This is a genomic window from Agrobacterium bohemicum (assembly GCF_002896715.1).
In the GTDB taxonomy this organism is placed as follows: domain Bacteria; phylum Pseudomonadota; class Alphaproteobacteria; order Rhizobiales; family Rhizobiaceae; genus Agrobacterium; species Agrobacterium bohemicum.
Map to the genome: position 1 here is coordinate 12,019 of NZ_PGEL01000025.1, position 15,210 is coordinate 27,228.

Here is a 15,210-nt window from a genome sequence, read left to right on the forward strand (position 1 = left end):
TTTTCGTTTGTTTGATGTGATTACTGAATGTCCAAAAGTCGTTCCAAATAACGGCGTTCGACTTCGCCGGGCGGGTTATTGCCCAGCTTTTCGCGAATGGCTTCCAGAATTTCACGGGCCCGCTGAACATCGATTTCGTCGGGAACGCGGACCTGGTTATCGCCGAAATCAGGGCCGTTGCTTTCACGCGGGCGACCGAGCGGATCGCGCCCGTTCTGGCCGCCTTGACCCATCATGCCTTCCTGTCCCTGGCCGGGCTGCTGGCCCTGTTGGCGCATGGCTTGCATCATCTGGCCCATCATATCCTGCGCGCCTTGGCGCAACGCGTTCAGCGCATTGCCCTGGCCTTCGACGGCCTGCTCGCCCTGGCTGTCGCCCAGAGCCTGGCCGGCGCCCTTCATTTCCTGCTCTGCCTTGCCGAAATTCTGGCCGGGCTCCATGCCGAGATCGCGCAGGCCCTTTTGCAGGTCACCCAACTGCTTTCCGAGTCCGTCCTGCTGCTGGCGAAGGTTTTTCAACGCTTCGCGTAACTGTTCGGCGGTCATCTGGTCGGTCGGGTTTTGACCTTGCTGCGGCTGGCCCTGCTGGCCGGGTGGTTGCTGTCCGTTTTCACCCATTTGCGGGTCGCCGCCTTCTTCACGCTGGGGCTGGTCGCCGCGCTGCATGCGGTCGCGAAGGGCCTGGTCAAGTTTGAAGGTTTCATCCATCAGCTTTTGTTGCTGCTGCATGATCTCGCCCAGCTTGTCGATCTGTTGGCGCAACTGGCTGTTTTGTTGTTGTTGCTGACCCTGCTGTCCGCGCTGCGGGCGACCGGCCTGAAGGTTGTTCATCATGCGCTGCATCTGCGAGAGCATTTCCTGTGCCGCATCACGGTTGCCGGAACGCGCCAGATTTTCGATCTGGTTCATCATGTTTTCCAGATCGCGTTGACGCAGCACATTTTGTGCTTGTTGGTTCATGTTGGCCTGTGGGGCATTTTGCATGCGCTCCGCAAGTTCGCTCATGAACTCCTTCATCGCTTCGCGAAGCTCCTGCATCAGCTTGGCGATTTCCTCATCACCGGCTTTGCGATCGATAGCCTCCGATAGCGCTTTCTGCGCATCGCGAAGTCTTTGTTCCGCCTGCGAAAGGTCGCCGTCCTCAATACCAAGAGCAACTTCCCACAGATAATCTGATGTGNTTTTCAACATCTCGTCATTATAGGCGAGCTTCATGCGTGTCTGGGCGGATTGCAGTAGGAGATAATGCGTGGTGTTTGGAATGGTCTCGTCTGGGCGCATGCCAACCGCTTCATTGAAAGCGACGGCTTTTGGCATCTGACGTGTATCGAGCGNAAAAATCTGTCGCTGCTCAACAATGGACGCAGCAAGTGGCTCTGAGAAATTTCGACCGGGCAGGATCATTTCCTGCGAGGGACTGCGGCCGGTTTGACCCATTCCATCTGTTGCGACAAGTGTGATGCGAACCCTTTTCCCCGCCATGGGATGTTCGGTCAGGTTGCGGCTGGTCACGCCTTTCATGTCGCGCGCATTTTGACGCGGCAGGTCAAGTTTGAATTCTGGCGGCGGATAGAGCGGCGTTGCACCAGCTGCCAAGCCGATAGGCTCGATCACCGCATGGGCTTCGCGAATGCCGTAGTCATCCTTGGCGGTGAAGCCGATTTCCAAGGCACCGTTCACGGCGCGGCGCGGCAGGTTGTCGAAGATGATTGTCGGCGCTCTATCCGGTATGACGTTGAACTGCCAGTGCTGACCATTGGCTTCCACCGTGCCGCTTTCGGATACGTCCATGGCGAAAGTTCGCGGTGCACGTGGTGCATCGGTTGCTTCCGGTTCTGTCGCGGCAACGGTTTGAGTGCCGGGCTTTTCCGCGCCTTCCGGGGCAAGTGTCTTGATCTTTCCGCCCACATCGGGCTCGAAGGTTACAGTCTCGTCGCCCTCTCCGCCGGTCATGCGAATGGTCAGTTTGGAGGTTTGCGGCATGGAGATCGCGTCCGTCGCGGTCGCATTATTGCCCGTCAGGAAAATTGGTGCGCGCCCGGTGTAGGAAGGCGGCGTCACCCAGGCATCCAGACGGATATCGGGGTTGGCTGGTCCCGCCTCTGGGCGATTGCGAAATGCATCGGCAATATCGCCAGCGCCATTGGNAAAGGAAAAGCCGAAAGCGGCAACCAAGATCAAAGCTGGAATGGCGCGTAACGCCATCTGGTCGTGACGGGCGATGTCAGGCTGGGGAAGGCCTGCGTCAAGCGCTGCAATCCGCTGCGCCATGCGTAACTGATGCTCTTTCCAAAGCGCACGGGCAAACGGGGTCTCGAAGGCGGGCTCGTCCTCCTGCACACCAACTGGCTGGTGGGGCAAGCCATTGCGCTCTTCCAGCAAGCGGGAGGCCTCATCTTTCGTCGGCCACTTCAGGCGCGTGATCGGCAGAAGCGACGTGATGAACGCGAAAATCAGAACAAAGACGACGACCCAGCGCAACACATCCGGCATCTGCCGGTAAAGGCCGAACCAGCCAAGCGCAATGAACAGGGCGGCGATGGACAGCGGTGCTAGGGTCTTGGGCGCCAAGCGTTCTGCAACAATGACCAGCTTTGCGATAAGCCGTTTTGATGCCACGCGCCGCGCAAGGTCGGGCCTGCGTTCAAAACCGCTTTTTCCGCCTTGTTTCGCTGTGGTCATCAATCCGTTCTCCCGGTTCTGGCCACCCGATTTAGCCGTTTTGAAACGGCGAAACAATTTCGTGCAACGAGAGTGAAGATAACACTCTTTATGGCGAAGACGAGGGGAGCTGAGCGCTAACACCCGTTTTTCAGGCCTATTCGCTCAATTGTGATCAATCAAGCCAAGCTGGGAGGGAATCGAGTGCGATCAATTCCTCGTATGTGCCGCGTGGACGGATGACATGAAACTCGCTGCCCTTGACCAGAACCTCAGGCACCAGCAGGCGAGAATTATAGGTTCCGGCCTGCACCGCGCCGTAGGCACCTGCAGAACTGACAGCAATCAAGTCACCAGGTTCGGGCGCGGCCATCTCGCGGTCAAGCGCCAGATAATCGCCTGTTTCGCAGACGGGGCCGACGATATCCGCCTTGATGCGCGGTGCGTCGGTCGCAGGTTGAACGACGGGACGGATACCGTGATAGGCCTCGTAGAGCGTTGGGCGGATGAGGTCATTCATCGCACCATCGACAATAACAAAGGTTTTCTCGCCGCCATCCTTCACATAAATCACCTCCGTCACCAAAATTCCGGCATTGCCGACGATCAGGCGGCCAGGCTCGGTGATGATCTTGCAATTCAGGCTCTTCAGTTCGTTCTTGACGATATAGGCATAGGCATCTGGCAGGGGTGGTGGGTTGTTGTCTTCGCGATATGGAATGCCGAGGCCGCCGCCGATATCGACGTGGCTGATCGTGTGACCATCGCCGCGTAGCGCCTCAACGAGTGTCCGCAGCAAACGGAATGCGGACTCGAACGGCTGCAATTCGGTGATCTGGCTACCGATATGCATGTCGATGCCGCTGACGACGATGCCGGGCAGGGTGGCTGCATGGGTATAAACCGCGCGTGCGCGCTCATAGGCAATGCCGAACTTGNTTTCTTTCTTGCCCGTCGAAATCTTGGCGTGGGTGCCCGCATCGACATCGGGATTGATTCGGAAGGAGACATGCGCCTTTTTGCCGGTCTTGATGGCGCGCAGGTTCAGAACCTCCAACTCAGGTTCGGATTCTATGTTGAAGCAATAGATACCGGCTTCGAGCGCAAAATCCATTTCGGCAACCGTTTTGCCGACGCCCGAAAACATGATGCGGCTTGCCGGAACGCCCGCTGCCAACGCGCGGCGCAATTCTCCACCGGAGACGACATCGATGCCAGCGCCGAGCTTTGCCAGGGTTTTCAGAACGGCCTGATTGGAATTTGCCTTCATGGCATAACAAACCATCGCGTCTACATCGGCGAAAGCATCCGAAAACACCTTGTAGTGCCGCTCCAGCGTTGCCGTGGAGTAGACATAGAACGGCGTTCCAACTGCCTCGGCGATTTCGGGCACGGAAACGTTTTCGGCGTGAAGCACGCCGTCGATGTAGTGGAAATGGTTCACGTCGTCAGACCTTAAAGGAGCTTATCGAGAATAAACGGCCGTTCCGGCGTCGGCTGTACCTTGCCATCCGTCGAGCGAAGATTACGCTGCTCTTTCGGTGTGCTTGGCGGATCGATGTCGCCTTTGCGACCGCAGCTGGAAAGAGCAAGGCTAACGGCAAGCGTCACGCCGATGGGAACGATGAAATTACGCACAGTTTTTGAAAGCATGGGCCTGTCCAAAGGAAATCTCTGCATTCCTGATAACGAAAAACAGGGCGCTTGTGCACCCTGTTTCTTTTGATGCTGGCGTAACGGCAGATTGATCAGTTTTTACCACGCCACCAGGCGATCTGTTTGCGCACCTCCGAAGGTGCGGTGCCGCCGAAGCTGGTGCGGCTGGCGACTGATGCTTCCACTGACAGGACATCGAAAATGCCAGCTGTGATCGCCGGATTGATCGACTGCAAATCTTCCAACGAAAGATCACCCAGATCACAGCCTTTCTGTTCAGCCATCGCGACGGCGTGGCCGGTGGCATGGTGGGCCTCGCGGAAAGGCAAGCCTGCCTCGCGCACCAGCCAATCGGCCAAATCCGTGGCAGTGGAATAACCGGAACCGGCAGCCTCCCGCATCTTATCGGCGCGCACTTCCAGATCGCGAACCATTCCGGTCATGGCAGCAATGGCGAGCTCCAGGCTTTCGGCGGAATCGAAAACCTGTTCCTTGTCTTCCTGCATATCCTTGGAATAGGCGAGTGGCAGACCCTTCATAATGGTGAGAAGGGCAATCAGCGAACCGTTGATGCGGCCGGTCTTGGCACGCACCAACTCTGCTGCATCCGGGTTTTTCTTCTGCGGCATGATAGAAGAGCCGGTAGAGAAAGCATCGGACAGGCGGATGAAGCCGAATTGAGGCGTCGACCAGATGACGATTTCTTCGGCCAAACGCGAAAGATGCGTAGCGCAGATGGACGCAATCGACAGAAACTCGAGCGCAAAATCGCGGTCGGAGACGGTGTCGATCGAGTTGCGCGTCGGCTCTCGAAAGCCGAGCGCCTTTGCCGTCATGTGACGGTCGATGGGGTAGCTGGTGCCGGCTAGCGCCGCAGCACCAATCGGGCTTTCGTCCATATGTTCGATAGCGTGGCGAACACGAGCGCGGTCACGACCAATCANTTCCACATAGGCCATGCAGTGATGGCCGAAGGTAACTGGTTGGGCCGTCTGCAAATGGGTAAAGCCCGGCATGACGGTATCGGCGTGTTCTTCTGCACGGTCGAGGAAGGCGACGATCAGCGCGGTCAGCATTGCCTCGGTCTTTTGCAGTTCTTCTTTTACCCACAGGCGAAAATCGAGTGCCACCTGGTCGTTGCGCGAACGGGCCGTGTGTAGTCGTCCGGCGGCAGGGCCGATGAGGTCGGCCAGACGTGCCTCGATGTTCATGTGAATGTCTTCGAGCTTACGGGAGAACTGGAACGATCCGGCTTCGATCTCTGACTGAATCGTGTTCAGGCCGTGAATGATCTTGTCTTTATCTTCGCCAGAAATAATGCCCTTTGCGGCCAGCATGGTGGCATGCGCTATTGAGCCGCGGATGTCCTGCGCATAAAGCTTCTTGTCGAAGCCGATGGACGCATTTATCTCTTCCATGATGGCGGAGGGACCGGAAGCGAAACGTCCGCCCCACATCTGGTTGGAGGATTTCTGTTCGGTGCCATCAGCCATGTTTTGCCTGCCCTGGAGTATTCAATGACAGAAAAAAGGCCTTTCAGGCTTCCATCCGCCAGACTTGTTGCAATTGCTGCCGTTGCCGGCATCGTCTGCGGCGCGGGCGTGGTGATGTTCAGGCTTATTGGGTCTGAAGGTCAGGTTCAAGGGGAAGTCGCGGCGCAATCCGGTTTATGTGAAGGTGCGGCCAATCGCATCGCGTCTTTAAAGCCGTTGCTCAAGGGGCAGGTTGCAGCCATGTCGGCGAGCGAGCGCCCGCGTGTCATTCCTTTGTCCTTCAAAGGACCAGATGGTGCTGCGATGACGCAAGCTGACCTGAAGGGCAAGACGGTTCTTCTCAATCTCTGGGCCACGTGGTGTGTGCCGTGTCGTGAAGAAATGCCAGCGCTCAACGCGCTTGAAAAGGAAAAGGGCGCAAACAACTTCGAAGTCGTCACCATCAACATCGATACNGGGGATGATGAAAAGCCGAAAACGTTCATGAGCGAATATGGCATCGATTCCCTCAAGCTTTATCGCGATAGCTCAATGGGCGTGTTCAATGCCTTGAAAAAGGAAGGCCTTGCATTCGGACTTCCTGCAACCTTGTTGATCGATGATCAAGGCTGTCTGCTAGGGTCGATGAACGGCCCGGCTGCATGGGACAGCCAGGACGCCAAAGCGCTCGTGGACTTTGCGAAAGCAAAATAAGGCTGGTGAAGCTTACCGTGTCGGGACCGGTGTCTCGCCGCGGTAATCGTAAAAGCCACGACCGGATTTGCGGCCAAGCCATCCGGCTTCGACATATTTGACCAGAAGCGGGCAGGGGCGATATTTGCTATCCGCCAAGCCATCATGCAGAACCTGCATGATCGACAGGCAGGTGTCGAGACCGATAAAGTCTGCCAGCTGCAATGGTCCCATAGGATGGTTTGCGCCTAGCTTCATCGCTGTGTCAATGGCTTCGACCGAGCCAACACCTTCGTAAAGCGTGTAGATCGCTTCATTGATCATTGGCAGGAGAATGCGGTTGACGATGAAGGCCGGGAAGTCTTCGGCAACCGTGATCGCCTTGTCCAGCGAACGCACGAAGTTCTTGGCGGTCTCAAACGTCTGCTCGCCGGTGGCAATGCCACGTACTAGCTCCACCAGCTTCATGACCGGAACCGGGTTCATGAAATGGATGCCCATGAACTGTTCCGGTCGGTCAGTGGCCGATGCAAGTCNGGTGATAGAAAGAGATGACGTGTTTGTCGCAAGAAGTGCTTCCGGTTTCAGAACCGGGCAGACCTGCGCATAGATCTTGCGCTTGGTTTCTTCGTGCTCGGTGGCTGCTTCGATGACCAGATCCATTGCCGCGAGATCGTTGACGTCGGAAGAACCCCCGATCAGCGAGAGGGCTGTCTTGCGCTCCTCGTCCAGCATCTTGCCATTGCTCACCTGACGGGCGAGGTTGCCATTGATGGTGGCAAGTCCGGCTTCGATACGATCCTTGGCGAGATCGTAGATGTGAACCTTGTAGCCCGCCAGCGCCGAAACATGCGCAATGCCGCATCCCATCTGACCGGCTCCGATAATACCGACATTCTTGATAGGGGCGGCCATGATGTGGTTCTCCTGTAGGGCATGTTTCGAGCGCTTTGGCTCTGTGGTGATGTTACGCGTATTGTCGAAAAACAAAAGCGGCGCGTTCAAAAAACGCGCCGCTTTTAAAATGAGAAAAGATCAAAGTGCTTTTTCGAGCTCTGGCAGAGCGTCGAACAAATCGGCGACAAGCCCGTAATCTGCTACCTGGAAGATCGGCGCTTCCTCGTCCTTGTTGATGGCAACGATGACCTTGCTATCCTTCATACCAGCCAGATGCTGAATGGCGCCGGAAATACCGACCGCGATGTAAAGCTGTGGGGCGACGACCTTGCCGGTCTGGCCGACCTGCCAATCGTTGGGCGCATAACCTGCGTCAACGGCTGCACGCGATGCGCCGACGGCGGCACCCAGCTTGTCCGCCACAGGCAACAGCACTTCCTTGAACTTTTCAGACGAACCGAGCGCGCGGCCACCGGAGATGATGATCTTTGCAGATGTCAGCTCTGGACGGTCAGACGAAGCCAGAGCATCCGAAACGAAGGAGGAAACGCCGGGGTTTTCAGTTGCAGCGACGGCTTCGACCGAAGCGGAACCACCAGCTTGCGCCGGGGCAAAGGTCGAGGTGCGAACGGTGATGACCTTTTTCGCGTCGCTTGCCTGGACCGTCTGAATGGCGTTGCCGGCATAGATCGGACGCTTGAAGGTATCAGGCGAAATGACTTCAATGATCTCGGAAACCTGTGCCACATCCAGAAGGGCTGCCACGCGCGGCAGGACGTTTTTGGCCGATGCCGTGGCAGGTGCGATGATGACGTCGTAAGAGGCGGCAAGTGAAACGATGAGCGCTGCCAGTGGCTCTGCCAACTGGTTGGCATAGGATGCGTCGTCGGCAAGCAGGACCTTGGACACACCTGAGAGCTTTGCGGCTTCATCAGCAGCTGCCTTGGCGTTGGAACCGGCAACCAGAACGGTCACATCGCCACCGATCTGTGTTGCTGCCGTCAGCGTCTTTGCTGTCTGGTCGGAAAGGGTCGCGTTGTCGTGTTCTGCCAGAAGAAGAATGGCCATTGTAAAATCTCCCTTTCGCGTTTCTTAGATGACGCCGTCAGCTTTGAGCTTCGATACCAGTTCGGCAACCGAACCAACCTTGACGCCGGCCTTGCGGCCTGCGGGCTCTTCGGTCTTCAAGACCTTGAGGCGCGGGGCAATATCGACGCCGAAATCGGCAGGCGTCTTTTTGTCCAACGGCTTTTTCTTGGCCTTCATGATGTTCGGCAAAGACGCATAGCGCGGCTCGTTCAGGCGAAGGTCCGTCGTGACAACAGCGGGGAGCGTGAGCGCGACCGTCTGCAAACCGCCATCGACTTCGCGGGTGACAGCGACCTTGCCATCCGAAGGCTCGACCTTGGAGGCAAATGTACCCTGTCCCCAGCCCAGAAGTGCTGCCAGCATCTGGCCGGTCTGGTTGCTGTCGTCATCAATGGCCTGCTTACCGACGATCACAAGGCCCGGAGCTTCGGCTTCGACAACGCCCTTGAGGAGCTTTGCGACAGCCAGAGGCTCGACGGCTTCATCGGTTTCGATCAGGATGGCGCGGTCAGCACCCATGGCCAGCGCCGTGCGCAGCGTCTCTTCCGCTTTGGCGGGACCGATGGAGACGACGATAACCTCTTCCGCCTTGCCCGCTTCCTTCAAACGAAGGGCTTCCTCGACGGAGATTTCATCGAACGGGTTCATTGACATCTTGACGTTGGCAAGCTCGACGCCTGAACCATCCGCCTTGACGCGGATTTTGACGTTGTAGTCCACCACACGCTTTACAGGGACAAGGATTTTCATCGACAATCTTTCCTTCAACTCCTGACCATAAAGCGAAACGCTGAACGGTCCTCCTGATAATCAAGTTGCGACATGGATACGCATTTTTCCCGTAAATTCAACGGAGCAATGCTCATGATCTCATGCGCTTCGGGGATATCTTACGTTAACGTGAACGTAAATATCAATCCTCACGACAATCTTCATCGAATGCTGTCGAAAGGCCGTTCCGTTTGCGACACGACAGGGGCTTGCGGGATTTGATTTTTATGCGCGACTGCGCGTGGCGTCACCAGAGTGCGGTCGAACATGGGAACACCACGTCTGCGCAGGAATAGCACCAGGATTGCGCCCATTATTATTCCGCCGACATGAGCACCCCATGAAACGCGGTCCTGCATTCCAAATAGGAACATGAAGAATTGTTGTCCGACCCAGAGCGCCAGAGGAACGAAGGCTGGCAAGGGTACGGGAATGCGCATGNAAACCAGAATCCAGACACGAACCCTTGGATGAAGCAGCAGATAGGCCACGACGACGCCGGACACCGCGCCGGATGCACCGATAAGCGGCGCTTCTGATGCTGGTGCCACGAACCCGTGGAACAACGCACCTGCCACAGCACATGCGAGGTNAAAGATCAGGAAGCGAAAGTGGCCGAAGGCGTCTTCGACATTGTCGCCAAAGACCCATAGGAATACCATGTTGGACGCGAGATGCCAGAAGCTCAGATGCATGAAGGCATAGGTCACGACCGTCGTATCATCGGGCACCATCTGCAACGCGGGTTCAAGATGCGCGTAATCAAATACCACGGCTGGAATGAAGCCGAGGCCAAAGGATGCGGCATTGGCGGTCTCGTCGCTGGCNAAAAAGCCAGCGACCAGCCAGACCAGCACGTTGATGGCGATCAGCGAGAGCGTAACATATTGCAGTTTGATGTATTTCAGCGAATTCGTATCATGCAGGGGAATGAACATGCGGTGATGACCTAGCCCTGCATTCAGCGGTTTTTACCGGGAACCCACAATATATCAGGCGCATCCGAGTTTTCGGCATCATTGGCGAAACGAGCCGCGACGAACAGGAAATCGGAGAGGCGATTGACGTATTTGAGCGCTGCGGGGCTGACGACTTCACCCTCGATGCGTGACAATTCCACCATCTGGCGCTCGGCCCGACGGGCAATGGTCCGTGCAAGGTGGAGATAGGCCGCAGCTGGCGTGCCACCGGGCAACACGAAAGATTTCAGCGGCGAGAGATCGCTGTTCAATGCGTCGATTTCATTTTCGATGCGCACGACTTGAGCTTCAACGATTCTTAGCGGCTCATAGGACAGGACTTCACCGAGGTCCGGGGTCGCAAGGTCGGCACCCAGATCGAAAAGATCGTTTTGAATGCGNAAAAGCATGGCGTCGAGATCAACAAGGCCGGATGTGTGGAGACGGGCGACACCGATGGCCGAATTTGCCTCATCGACTGTACCGAAGCTTTCGATGCGCAAATCATGCTTTATGCGGCGCGGGCCGGAGACGAGCGCCGTCGTGCCATCATCGCCTGTGCGTGTATAAATTTTGTTCAGCTTGACCATTTTGCGTTCCTTATCGACCGCCGCCTGTGAGCCACAGTGTCAACATGATGAGTATGATGGCGATGGCCTGCAAGAAAAGTCGCAGCTGCATCAATTTGTTGGATTTGTTGGCATCCGTGCCTTTAAGCATATTGAACAATCCGCGTATCAAAACGAGGACGACCAGACCCATAACGATGACCGCCAGAACCATGGTGAAACTGGACATGCTCTACTCTCCCGAAATGCCGTGTAGCCTTTTTGGCGTTGTAGCTGATCGAAGTGTCACAGCGCTAGTCGAACTTGCGCAACAGACGGTAAAACAAACCGGCTGGTAGCAGCCGCTTCAATAGAACAGCCTGTTTAGCCGGTGTCGTAACGAGATAATGAGGCTTCGGNTTTTTTGCGGTCAGCGCGTGTTTCAGCACTGAGTAGACCGCGTCTGGGCCAAGCTTGTGCTTATTGCCGGGGCCGCTACCATCCAACCGTGACAACTGGCGTTTGTATTCTTGCGCATGGGCGGAGTTTTCGAGGTCGATGTTGCCTTTGATGTGCGCCAACGCCGTAGACGTGAATTTCGATGCTATCGGGCCGGGCTCTATCAGGCTGACGTGAATGCCGCTTCCCTGAAGCTCAATGCGCAACGTCACTCCCAATCCCTCCAGCGCAAATTTCGACGCTGTGTAGGCGCCACGATAACGATACGGCACAAGGCCGAGAATGGATGAGCAATGGACGATGCGGCCGCTCGCCTGTTTGCGCATATAGGGAATAACGCGGCAGGTCAGGTCGTGCCAGCCGAAAAAGTTTGTTTCGAATTGCTGGCGCAGAACATCGACGGATACATCTTCGACTGCGCCCGGCTGGCCGTAAGCGCCGTTATTGAACAGCGCGTCGATGCGACCACCCGTCCTTCTCGTGACTTCGGCCACCAGTGCTGCGATGGTATCCGGCTTGGTATAATCCATGACCAGTGTTTCGATACCCTGGTCCTCCAAGGCAGCCTTATCTTCGATGCGCCGAACCGTTGCGAAGACACGCCAGTCATCCGCATGAAGCGCCCCGGCGCAATAGGCACCAATTCCGGAAGAGCAGCCGGTGATAATGATGACCGGNTTTTTCGTCATGAAGTATGTTTCCTGAAGTGCTACACGTTATGGAAATGTAGGTTGGAACGGTAGGACGGTTTTCAGTCGCGCACAATTCTTCTTGTCTACGTGGAACTAGATTGAGGGGTTATGCGCTCTACTAAGCGTGGCGTGACGTCCCTATGTTACCTTAGCTACAAATGAAATGCCGATTTTGGGAGGTGACATGGTTGCCGCGTTGGACCTCGTCCGAAAAGTCGCCTTTGATGCCTACTTCCATTTCGCCGAGGACGATGGCTGGGCCATGGCAAGCCATATGGCTCTGTCCATTCTTCTGGCGCTGTTTCCATTTCTGATTTTCGGCACGGCACTTGCCAGCTTTTTAGGCGCGGATCAGTTTTCCGAAACCGCCGTTCACCTTATTTTCGATACCTGGCCTGAGGCGATTGCGGCTCCTTTGGCTGCACAGGTGCAGCAAGTGCTGACGATACCGCGCGGCGGCCTATTGACGATTTCTGTTCTTGCAGCAGCCTATTTCGCGTCGAACGGCGTCGAAGCGCTGCGAATTTCGCTTAATCGCGCATACCGTGTCAGCGAAACGCGCTGGTGGTATGTCACGCGCCTTCTCAGCCTTTTTTACGTCGTTATCGCCGTTACCGTCTTCACCGGTATCAGCATCGTGCTTGTCGCCGTGCCGGTTGCCCTTTCGTTTACAGAAACACGTTTCCCGCTGTTGAAAGACGTTCTAGAAACTGTCTCCAATCTGGGCCTTTACGGCACGATCATCGTGCTGGCCGTCGGTCTTGTCGCCGCGCATCTCTGGCTGCCAGCCGGACGTCGCCGTATTTGGGATGTCCTGCCGGGCATTCTCTTGACACTGATATTCTGGGTTGTCGGTGCGGGGATATTTGCCTATTACCTCGCGACATTTGCAAACTACGCCGCCACCTATGCAGGTCTAGCATCTGTGATGATCGTTCTGGTGTTCCTCTACATGGTCGGGGTCATCTTCATGCTTGGGGCAGAGGTCAACGCCGCGCTTATGAAATATCGGGTGCGCCACATCATCAAGGCTGGCATCCACAATGGCAGCCTGAGAGAGGCCTTAGAGGCCGAGCAGGCAGCGGATATCTGACGGCGTTTTGCCACTCTCCCTCAGAACTTCGAGCCCCGTGCTTCCATCGCTTTTCGAAAGCTTCTTCCCGCTTTCTTCAACAACCAGCCGATGGTGGTGATACTCCGGTGCCGGGAGCTTGAGCAGTTCCTGAAGCAGTCGGTGGACGGAGGTCGCATGAAACAGATCCATTCCGCGCACAACATGGGTCACGCCCTGCGCAGCATCATCGAGAACCACGGAGAGATGATAGCTGGAAGGCGCATCCGAGCGAGATAGGACGACGTCGNCCCAAGCCACCGGATCTGCCTCCATTTGGGCGTTCTTACCTCCGCCGGTTTCGGCCCATTCGAGCGGGCGGTGAAGCCCGGTGATGGCNTTTTTTATATCCAGCCGCCACGCGTGTTTTGCGTTCGAAGACAGCAGAGTATCGATCTCTTTTGCAGGCCTTTGCTTATCAACCGGTGGATAGTGTGGCGCGNCATCGGGATCACGCGGCCATAATTTTCCTTGCGACTCGTGATTATGGACAAAAGCTTTGATTTCACGACGGCTCATGAATGAAGGATAGGCCAGTCCCATTGCGATCAGCCGCTCCAATCCGTGGCGATAGTCCCCGAAAAGTTCGGATTGCCTGCGAACTGGCAATTCCCAGCTAAGGCCGAGCCATTTTAGGTCTGTGTAAATTCCCTGTTCGAATTCAGCCGTACAGCGCGTCAGATCGATGTCTTCGATACGCAAAAGAAAACGTCCGCCGTTCGCTTTGGCCATATCGTGGTTCAAGATGGCAGACAGGGCGTGACCAAGATGAAGCCGCCCGTTGGGACTTGGCGCAAAACGAAAAACCGGCTTTTGACGTGAAAGCGAAGACATGGTCTCTTGTGCCACGGTTTGTGGTGCTTCGCCAGACGAGGTGATACGGGTGGGTCCTGTGGTCGATATCATTCAAAGTTCCGCTGATATTGACGAGGGGCTGGCAGCACTTCTTGCGCTCGACCCGCGACTGAACGTGATTGCGCAAAAAGCAGGGCCGCTGCCGTTGCGACTGAGCCCACCCGGCTTTGCCGGCCTGGCCCATATCGTCGTGTCGCAAGTTGTCTCTCGTGCCAGTGCCGACGCTATCTGGCGAAGAATGGAACACGATGTTGGCGAGGTAACGGCTCACAATTATCTGGCTGCTAAGACGGCAGCAGAGGCGCCGCCCTTCGGGCTATCGCGCGCCAAAGCCAAAACGCTGCGAGGTCTCGCCACTGCGGTCGTTGAGGGGAAACTAAATTTCGATGCATTGAGCGCGATGGATGAGGCTTCTGCATTCTCTACGCTGACCTCTCTCAGCGGTATTGGTCCCTGGACGGCTCAAGTTTATCTCATGNTTTGCGCCGGTCACGCGGATATTTTCCCGTCCGGTGACGTCGCGTTGCAAGCCGCAGTGGCTCAAGCGTTTATGATGGAAGCACGTCCCACGCNAAAAATGCTCGACGAGATCGCTCTAGCTTGGTCGCCATGGCGGTCCGTCGCCGCCCGGCTTTTCTGGGCCTATTACGCATCCATGACACGTCGAGAAGTTATGCCAATCGCCTGAAATAAGCCTTTCTTTCAACGCTTCATTTAAAGGCTTCACAATCCTGTAACAACAGACCTAATATACAAGATGTAGATGCAGAATCGGTCAGGAGACGCCCTTGACGATTGCCGTTTCACCACAGGCCCTGCCTGCGCTCGTTCTGAACGCAGACTACCGGCCATTGAGCTATTATCCCTTGTCGTTGTGGTCCTGGCAGGACGCGATCAAGGCAGTATTTCTTGATCGTGTTAACATCATCGCCGAATATGATCACGCGGTTTGTTCGCCTAGTTTTTCCATGCGGTTGCCAAGTGTCGTCAGCCTTAAAACCTATGTGCAGCCGACCCGAAACCCCGCTTTCACACGCTTCAATGTGTTTCTGCGAGATAGATTCGAGTGCCAGTATTGCGGTGCGCATGATGATCTGACGTTCGATCATGTCATTCCCCGTGCTCATGGCGGCGAAACGACATGGCTGAATGTCGTAGCGGCATGTTCACCTTGCAATCTGCGGAAGGGTAGCAAGCTGCCAAAGATTGCCGGAATNGTGCCGCACCAAAAACCTTACCAGCCTACGGTGCAGGACCTTCACAATAACGGCCGTTCGTTTCCACCCAACTATCTACATGAAAGCTGGATGGACTATCTCTACTGGGATACCGAGCTTCAGCCCTGATG

The 15,210-nt window shown here is 56.0% G+C and carries 16 protein-coding genes; 4 read left to right on the forward strand and 12 right to left on the reverse strand.

The window, feature by feature from the left end; genetic code table 11:
- Window positions 1-20: 20 nt before the first annotated feature.
- The 4 genes from CUC55_RS12185 to argH all read right to left on the reverse strand — a co-directional run bounded on the left by CUC55_RS12185 (window position 21) and on the right by argH (window position 5,809).
- The gene (locus CUC55_RS12185; protein ID WP_103088028.1) at window positions 21-2,681 is read right to left on the reverse strand and encodes a TIGR02302 family protein; all 2,661 of its coding nucleotides are present in this window, start codon (window positions 2,679-2,681) and stop codon (window positions 21-23) included.
- 154 nt (window positions 2,682-2,835) lie between these two features.
- Window positions 2,836-4,104, reverse strand: coding sequence for a diaminopimelate decarboxylase (gene lysA / locus CUC55_RS12190; RefSeq protein ID WP_103088029.1), 1,269 nt, complete (start codon window positions 4,102-4,104; stop codon window positions 2,836-2,838).
- A gap of 11 nt (window positions 4,105-4,115) precedes the next feature.
- Entirely contained in the window at window positions 4,116-4,313 is a 198-nt protein-coding gene (gene lptM, locus CUC55_RS12195; protein ID WP_067647425.1) for an LPS translocon maturation chaperone LptM, read from the reverse strand.
- 95 nt (window positions 4,314-4,408) lie between these two features.
- Window positions 4,409-5,809: an argininosuccinate lyase gene (gene argH / locus CUC55_RS12200; protein WP_103088031.1), complete on the reverse strand. Its 1,401-nt coding sequence runs from the start codon at window positions 5,807-5,809 to the stop codon at window positions 4,409-4,411.
- A 24-nt stretch (window positions 5,810-5,833) separates the two neighbouring features.
- On the opposite strand from argH, the gene tlpA reads away from it, so the two are divergent.
- Window positions 5,834-6,502 carry a thiol:disulfide interchange protein TlpA gene (tlpA, locus tag CUC55_RS12205; RefSeq protein ID WP_067647431.1) on the forward strand — a complete coding sequence of 223 codons (669 nt, stop codon included), beginning with the start codon at window positions 5,834-5,836 and terminating at the stop codon, window positions 6,500-6,502.
- A 12-nt stretch (window positions 6,503-6,514) separates the two neighbouring features.
- Here tlpA and CUC55_RS12210 read toward each other — a convergent pair whose 3' ends face one another.
- From CUC55_RS12210 to CUC55_RS12240, 7 genes are all read right to left on the reverse strand, one after another.
- A complete protein-coding gene (locus tag CUC55_RS12210; RefSeq protein ID WP_103088206.1) occupies window positions 6,515-7,396 on the reverse strand; it encodes a 3-hydroxybutyryl-CoA dehydrogenase in 882 nt (293 codons plus the stop codon).
- Between the two features lie 120 nt (window positions 7,397-7,516).
- Window positions 7,517-8,446, reverse strand: a complete 930-nt coding sequence (locus CUC55_RS12215; RefSeq protein WP_067647437.1) for an electron transfer flavoprotein subunit alpha/FixB family protein — start codon at window positions 8,444-8,446, stop codon at window positions 7,517-7,519.
- A gap of 24 nt (window positions 8,447-8,470) precedes the next feature.
- Window positions 8,471-9,217 (reverse strand): electron transfer flavoprotein subunit beta/FixA family protein, encoded by a 747-nt coding sequence (locus CUC55_RS12220; RefSeq protein ID WP_067647440.1) that lies wholly within the window; start codon window positions 9,215-9,217, stop codon window positions 8,471-8,473.
- A gap of 182 nt (window positions 9,218-9,399) precedes the next feature.
- Window positions 9,400-10,176 (reverse strand): rhomboid family intramembrane serine protease, encoded by a 777-nt coding sequence (locus tag CUC55_RS12225; RefSeq protein ID WP_103088032.1) that lies wholly within the window; start codon window positions 10,174-10,176, stop codon window positions 9,400-9,402.
- Between the two features lie 23 nt (window positions 10,177-10,199).
- Entirely contained in the window at window positions 10,200-10,787 is a 588-nt protein-coding gene (locus CUC55_RS12230) for a cob(I)yrinic acid a,c-diamide adenosyltransferase (RefSeq protein ID WP_103088033.1), read from the reverse strand.
- Between the two features lie 10 nt (window positions 10,788-10,797).
- A complete protein-coding gene (locus CUC55_RS12235) occupies window positions 10,798-10,995 on the reverse strand; it encodes a twin transmembrane helix small protein (RefSeq protein ID WP_067647449.1) in 198 nt (65 codons plus the stop codon).
- Window positions 10,996-11,059: 64 nt separating this feature from the next.
- Window positions 11,060-11,893, reverse strand: coding sequence for an SDR family oxidoreductase (locus CUC55_RS12240; RefSeq protein WP_103088034.1), 834 nt, complete (start codon window positions 11,891-11,893; stop codon window positions 11,060-11,062).
- A gap of 187 nt (window positions 11,894-12,080) precedes the next feature.
- Between CUC55_RS12240 and CUC55_RS12245 the strand changes: the two genes are divergently transcribed.
- Window positions 12,081-12,989: a YihY/virulence factor BrkB family protein gene (locus tag CUC55_RS12245; RefSeq protein ID WP_067647455.1), complete on the forward strand. Its 909-nt coding sequence runs from the start codon at window positions 12,081-12,083 to the stop codon at window positions 12,987-12,989.
- Here the strand turns inward: CUC55_RS12245 and gluQRS are convergent.
- A complete protein-coding gene (gene gluQRS, locus CUC55_RS12250; protein ID WP_103088035.1) occupies window positions 12,960-13,841 on the reverse strand; it encodes a tRNA glutamyl-Q(34) synthetase GluQRS in 882 nt (293 codons plus the stop codon). The genes CUC55_RS12245 and gluQRS overlap by 30 nt on opposite strands.
- Here gluQRS and CUC55_RS12255 point away from each other — a divergent pair.
- Window positions 13,840-14,550: a DNA-3-methyladenine glycosylase family protein gene (locus CUC55_RS12255; protein ID WP_103088036.1), complete on the forward strand. Its 711-nt coding sequence runs from the start codon at window positions 13,840-13,842 to the stop codon at window positions 14,548-14,550. The genes gluQRS and CUC55_RS12255 overlap by 2 nt on opposite strands.
- 100 nt (window positions 14,551-14,650) lie before the next feature.
- Window positions 14,651-15,208, forward strand: a complete 558-nt coding sequence (locus tag CUC55_RS12260) for an HNH endonuclease (protein WP_103088037.1) — start codon at window positions 14,651-14,653, stop codon at window positions 15,206-15,208.
- Window positions 15,209-15,210 lie beyond the last annotated feature (2 nt).

Excerpts from the sequence above, each read along its gene's own strand:
- CUC55_RS12235 (WP_067647449.1), bottom strand. The coding sequence starts at position 10,995 with ATGTCCAGTTTCACCATGGTTCTGGCGGTCATCGTTATGGGTCTGGTC.
- lptM (WP_067647425.1), bottom strand. The coding sequence starts at position 4,313 with ATGCTTTCAAAAACTGTGCGTAATTTCATCGTTCCCATCGGCGTGACG.
- CUC55_RS12215 (WP_067647437.1), bottom strand. The coding sequence starts at position 8,446 with ATGGCCATTCTTCTTCTGGCAGAACACGACAACGCGACCCTTTCCGAC.
- CUC55_RS12245 (WP_067647455.1), top strand. The coding sequence starts at position 12,081 with ATGGTTGCCGCGTTGGACCTCGTCCGAAAAGTCGCCTTTGATGCCTAC.
- CUC55_RS12220 (WP_067647440.1), bottom strand. The coding sequence starts at position 9,217 with ATGAAAATCCTTGTCCCTGTAAAGCGTGTGGTGGACTACAACGTCAAA.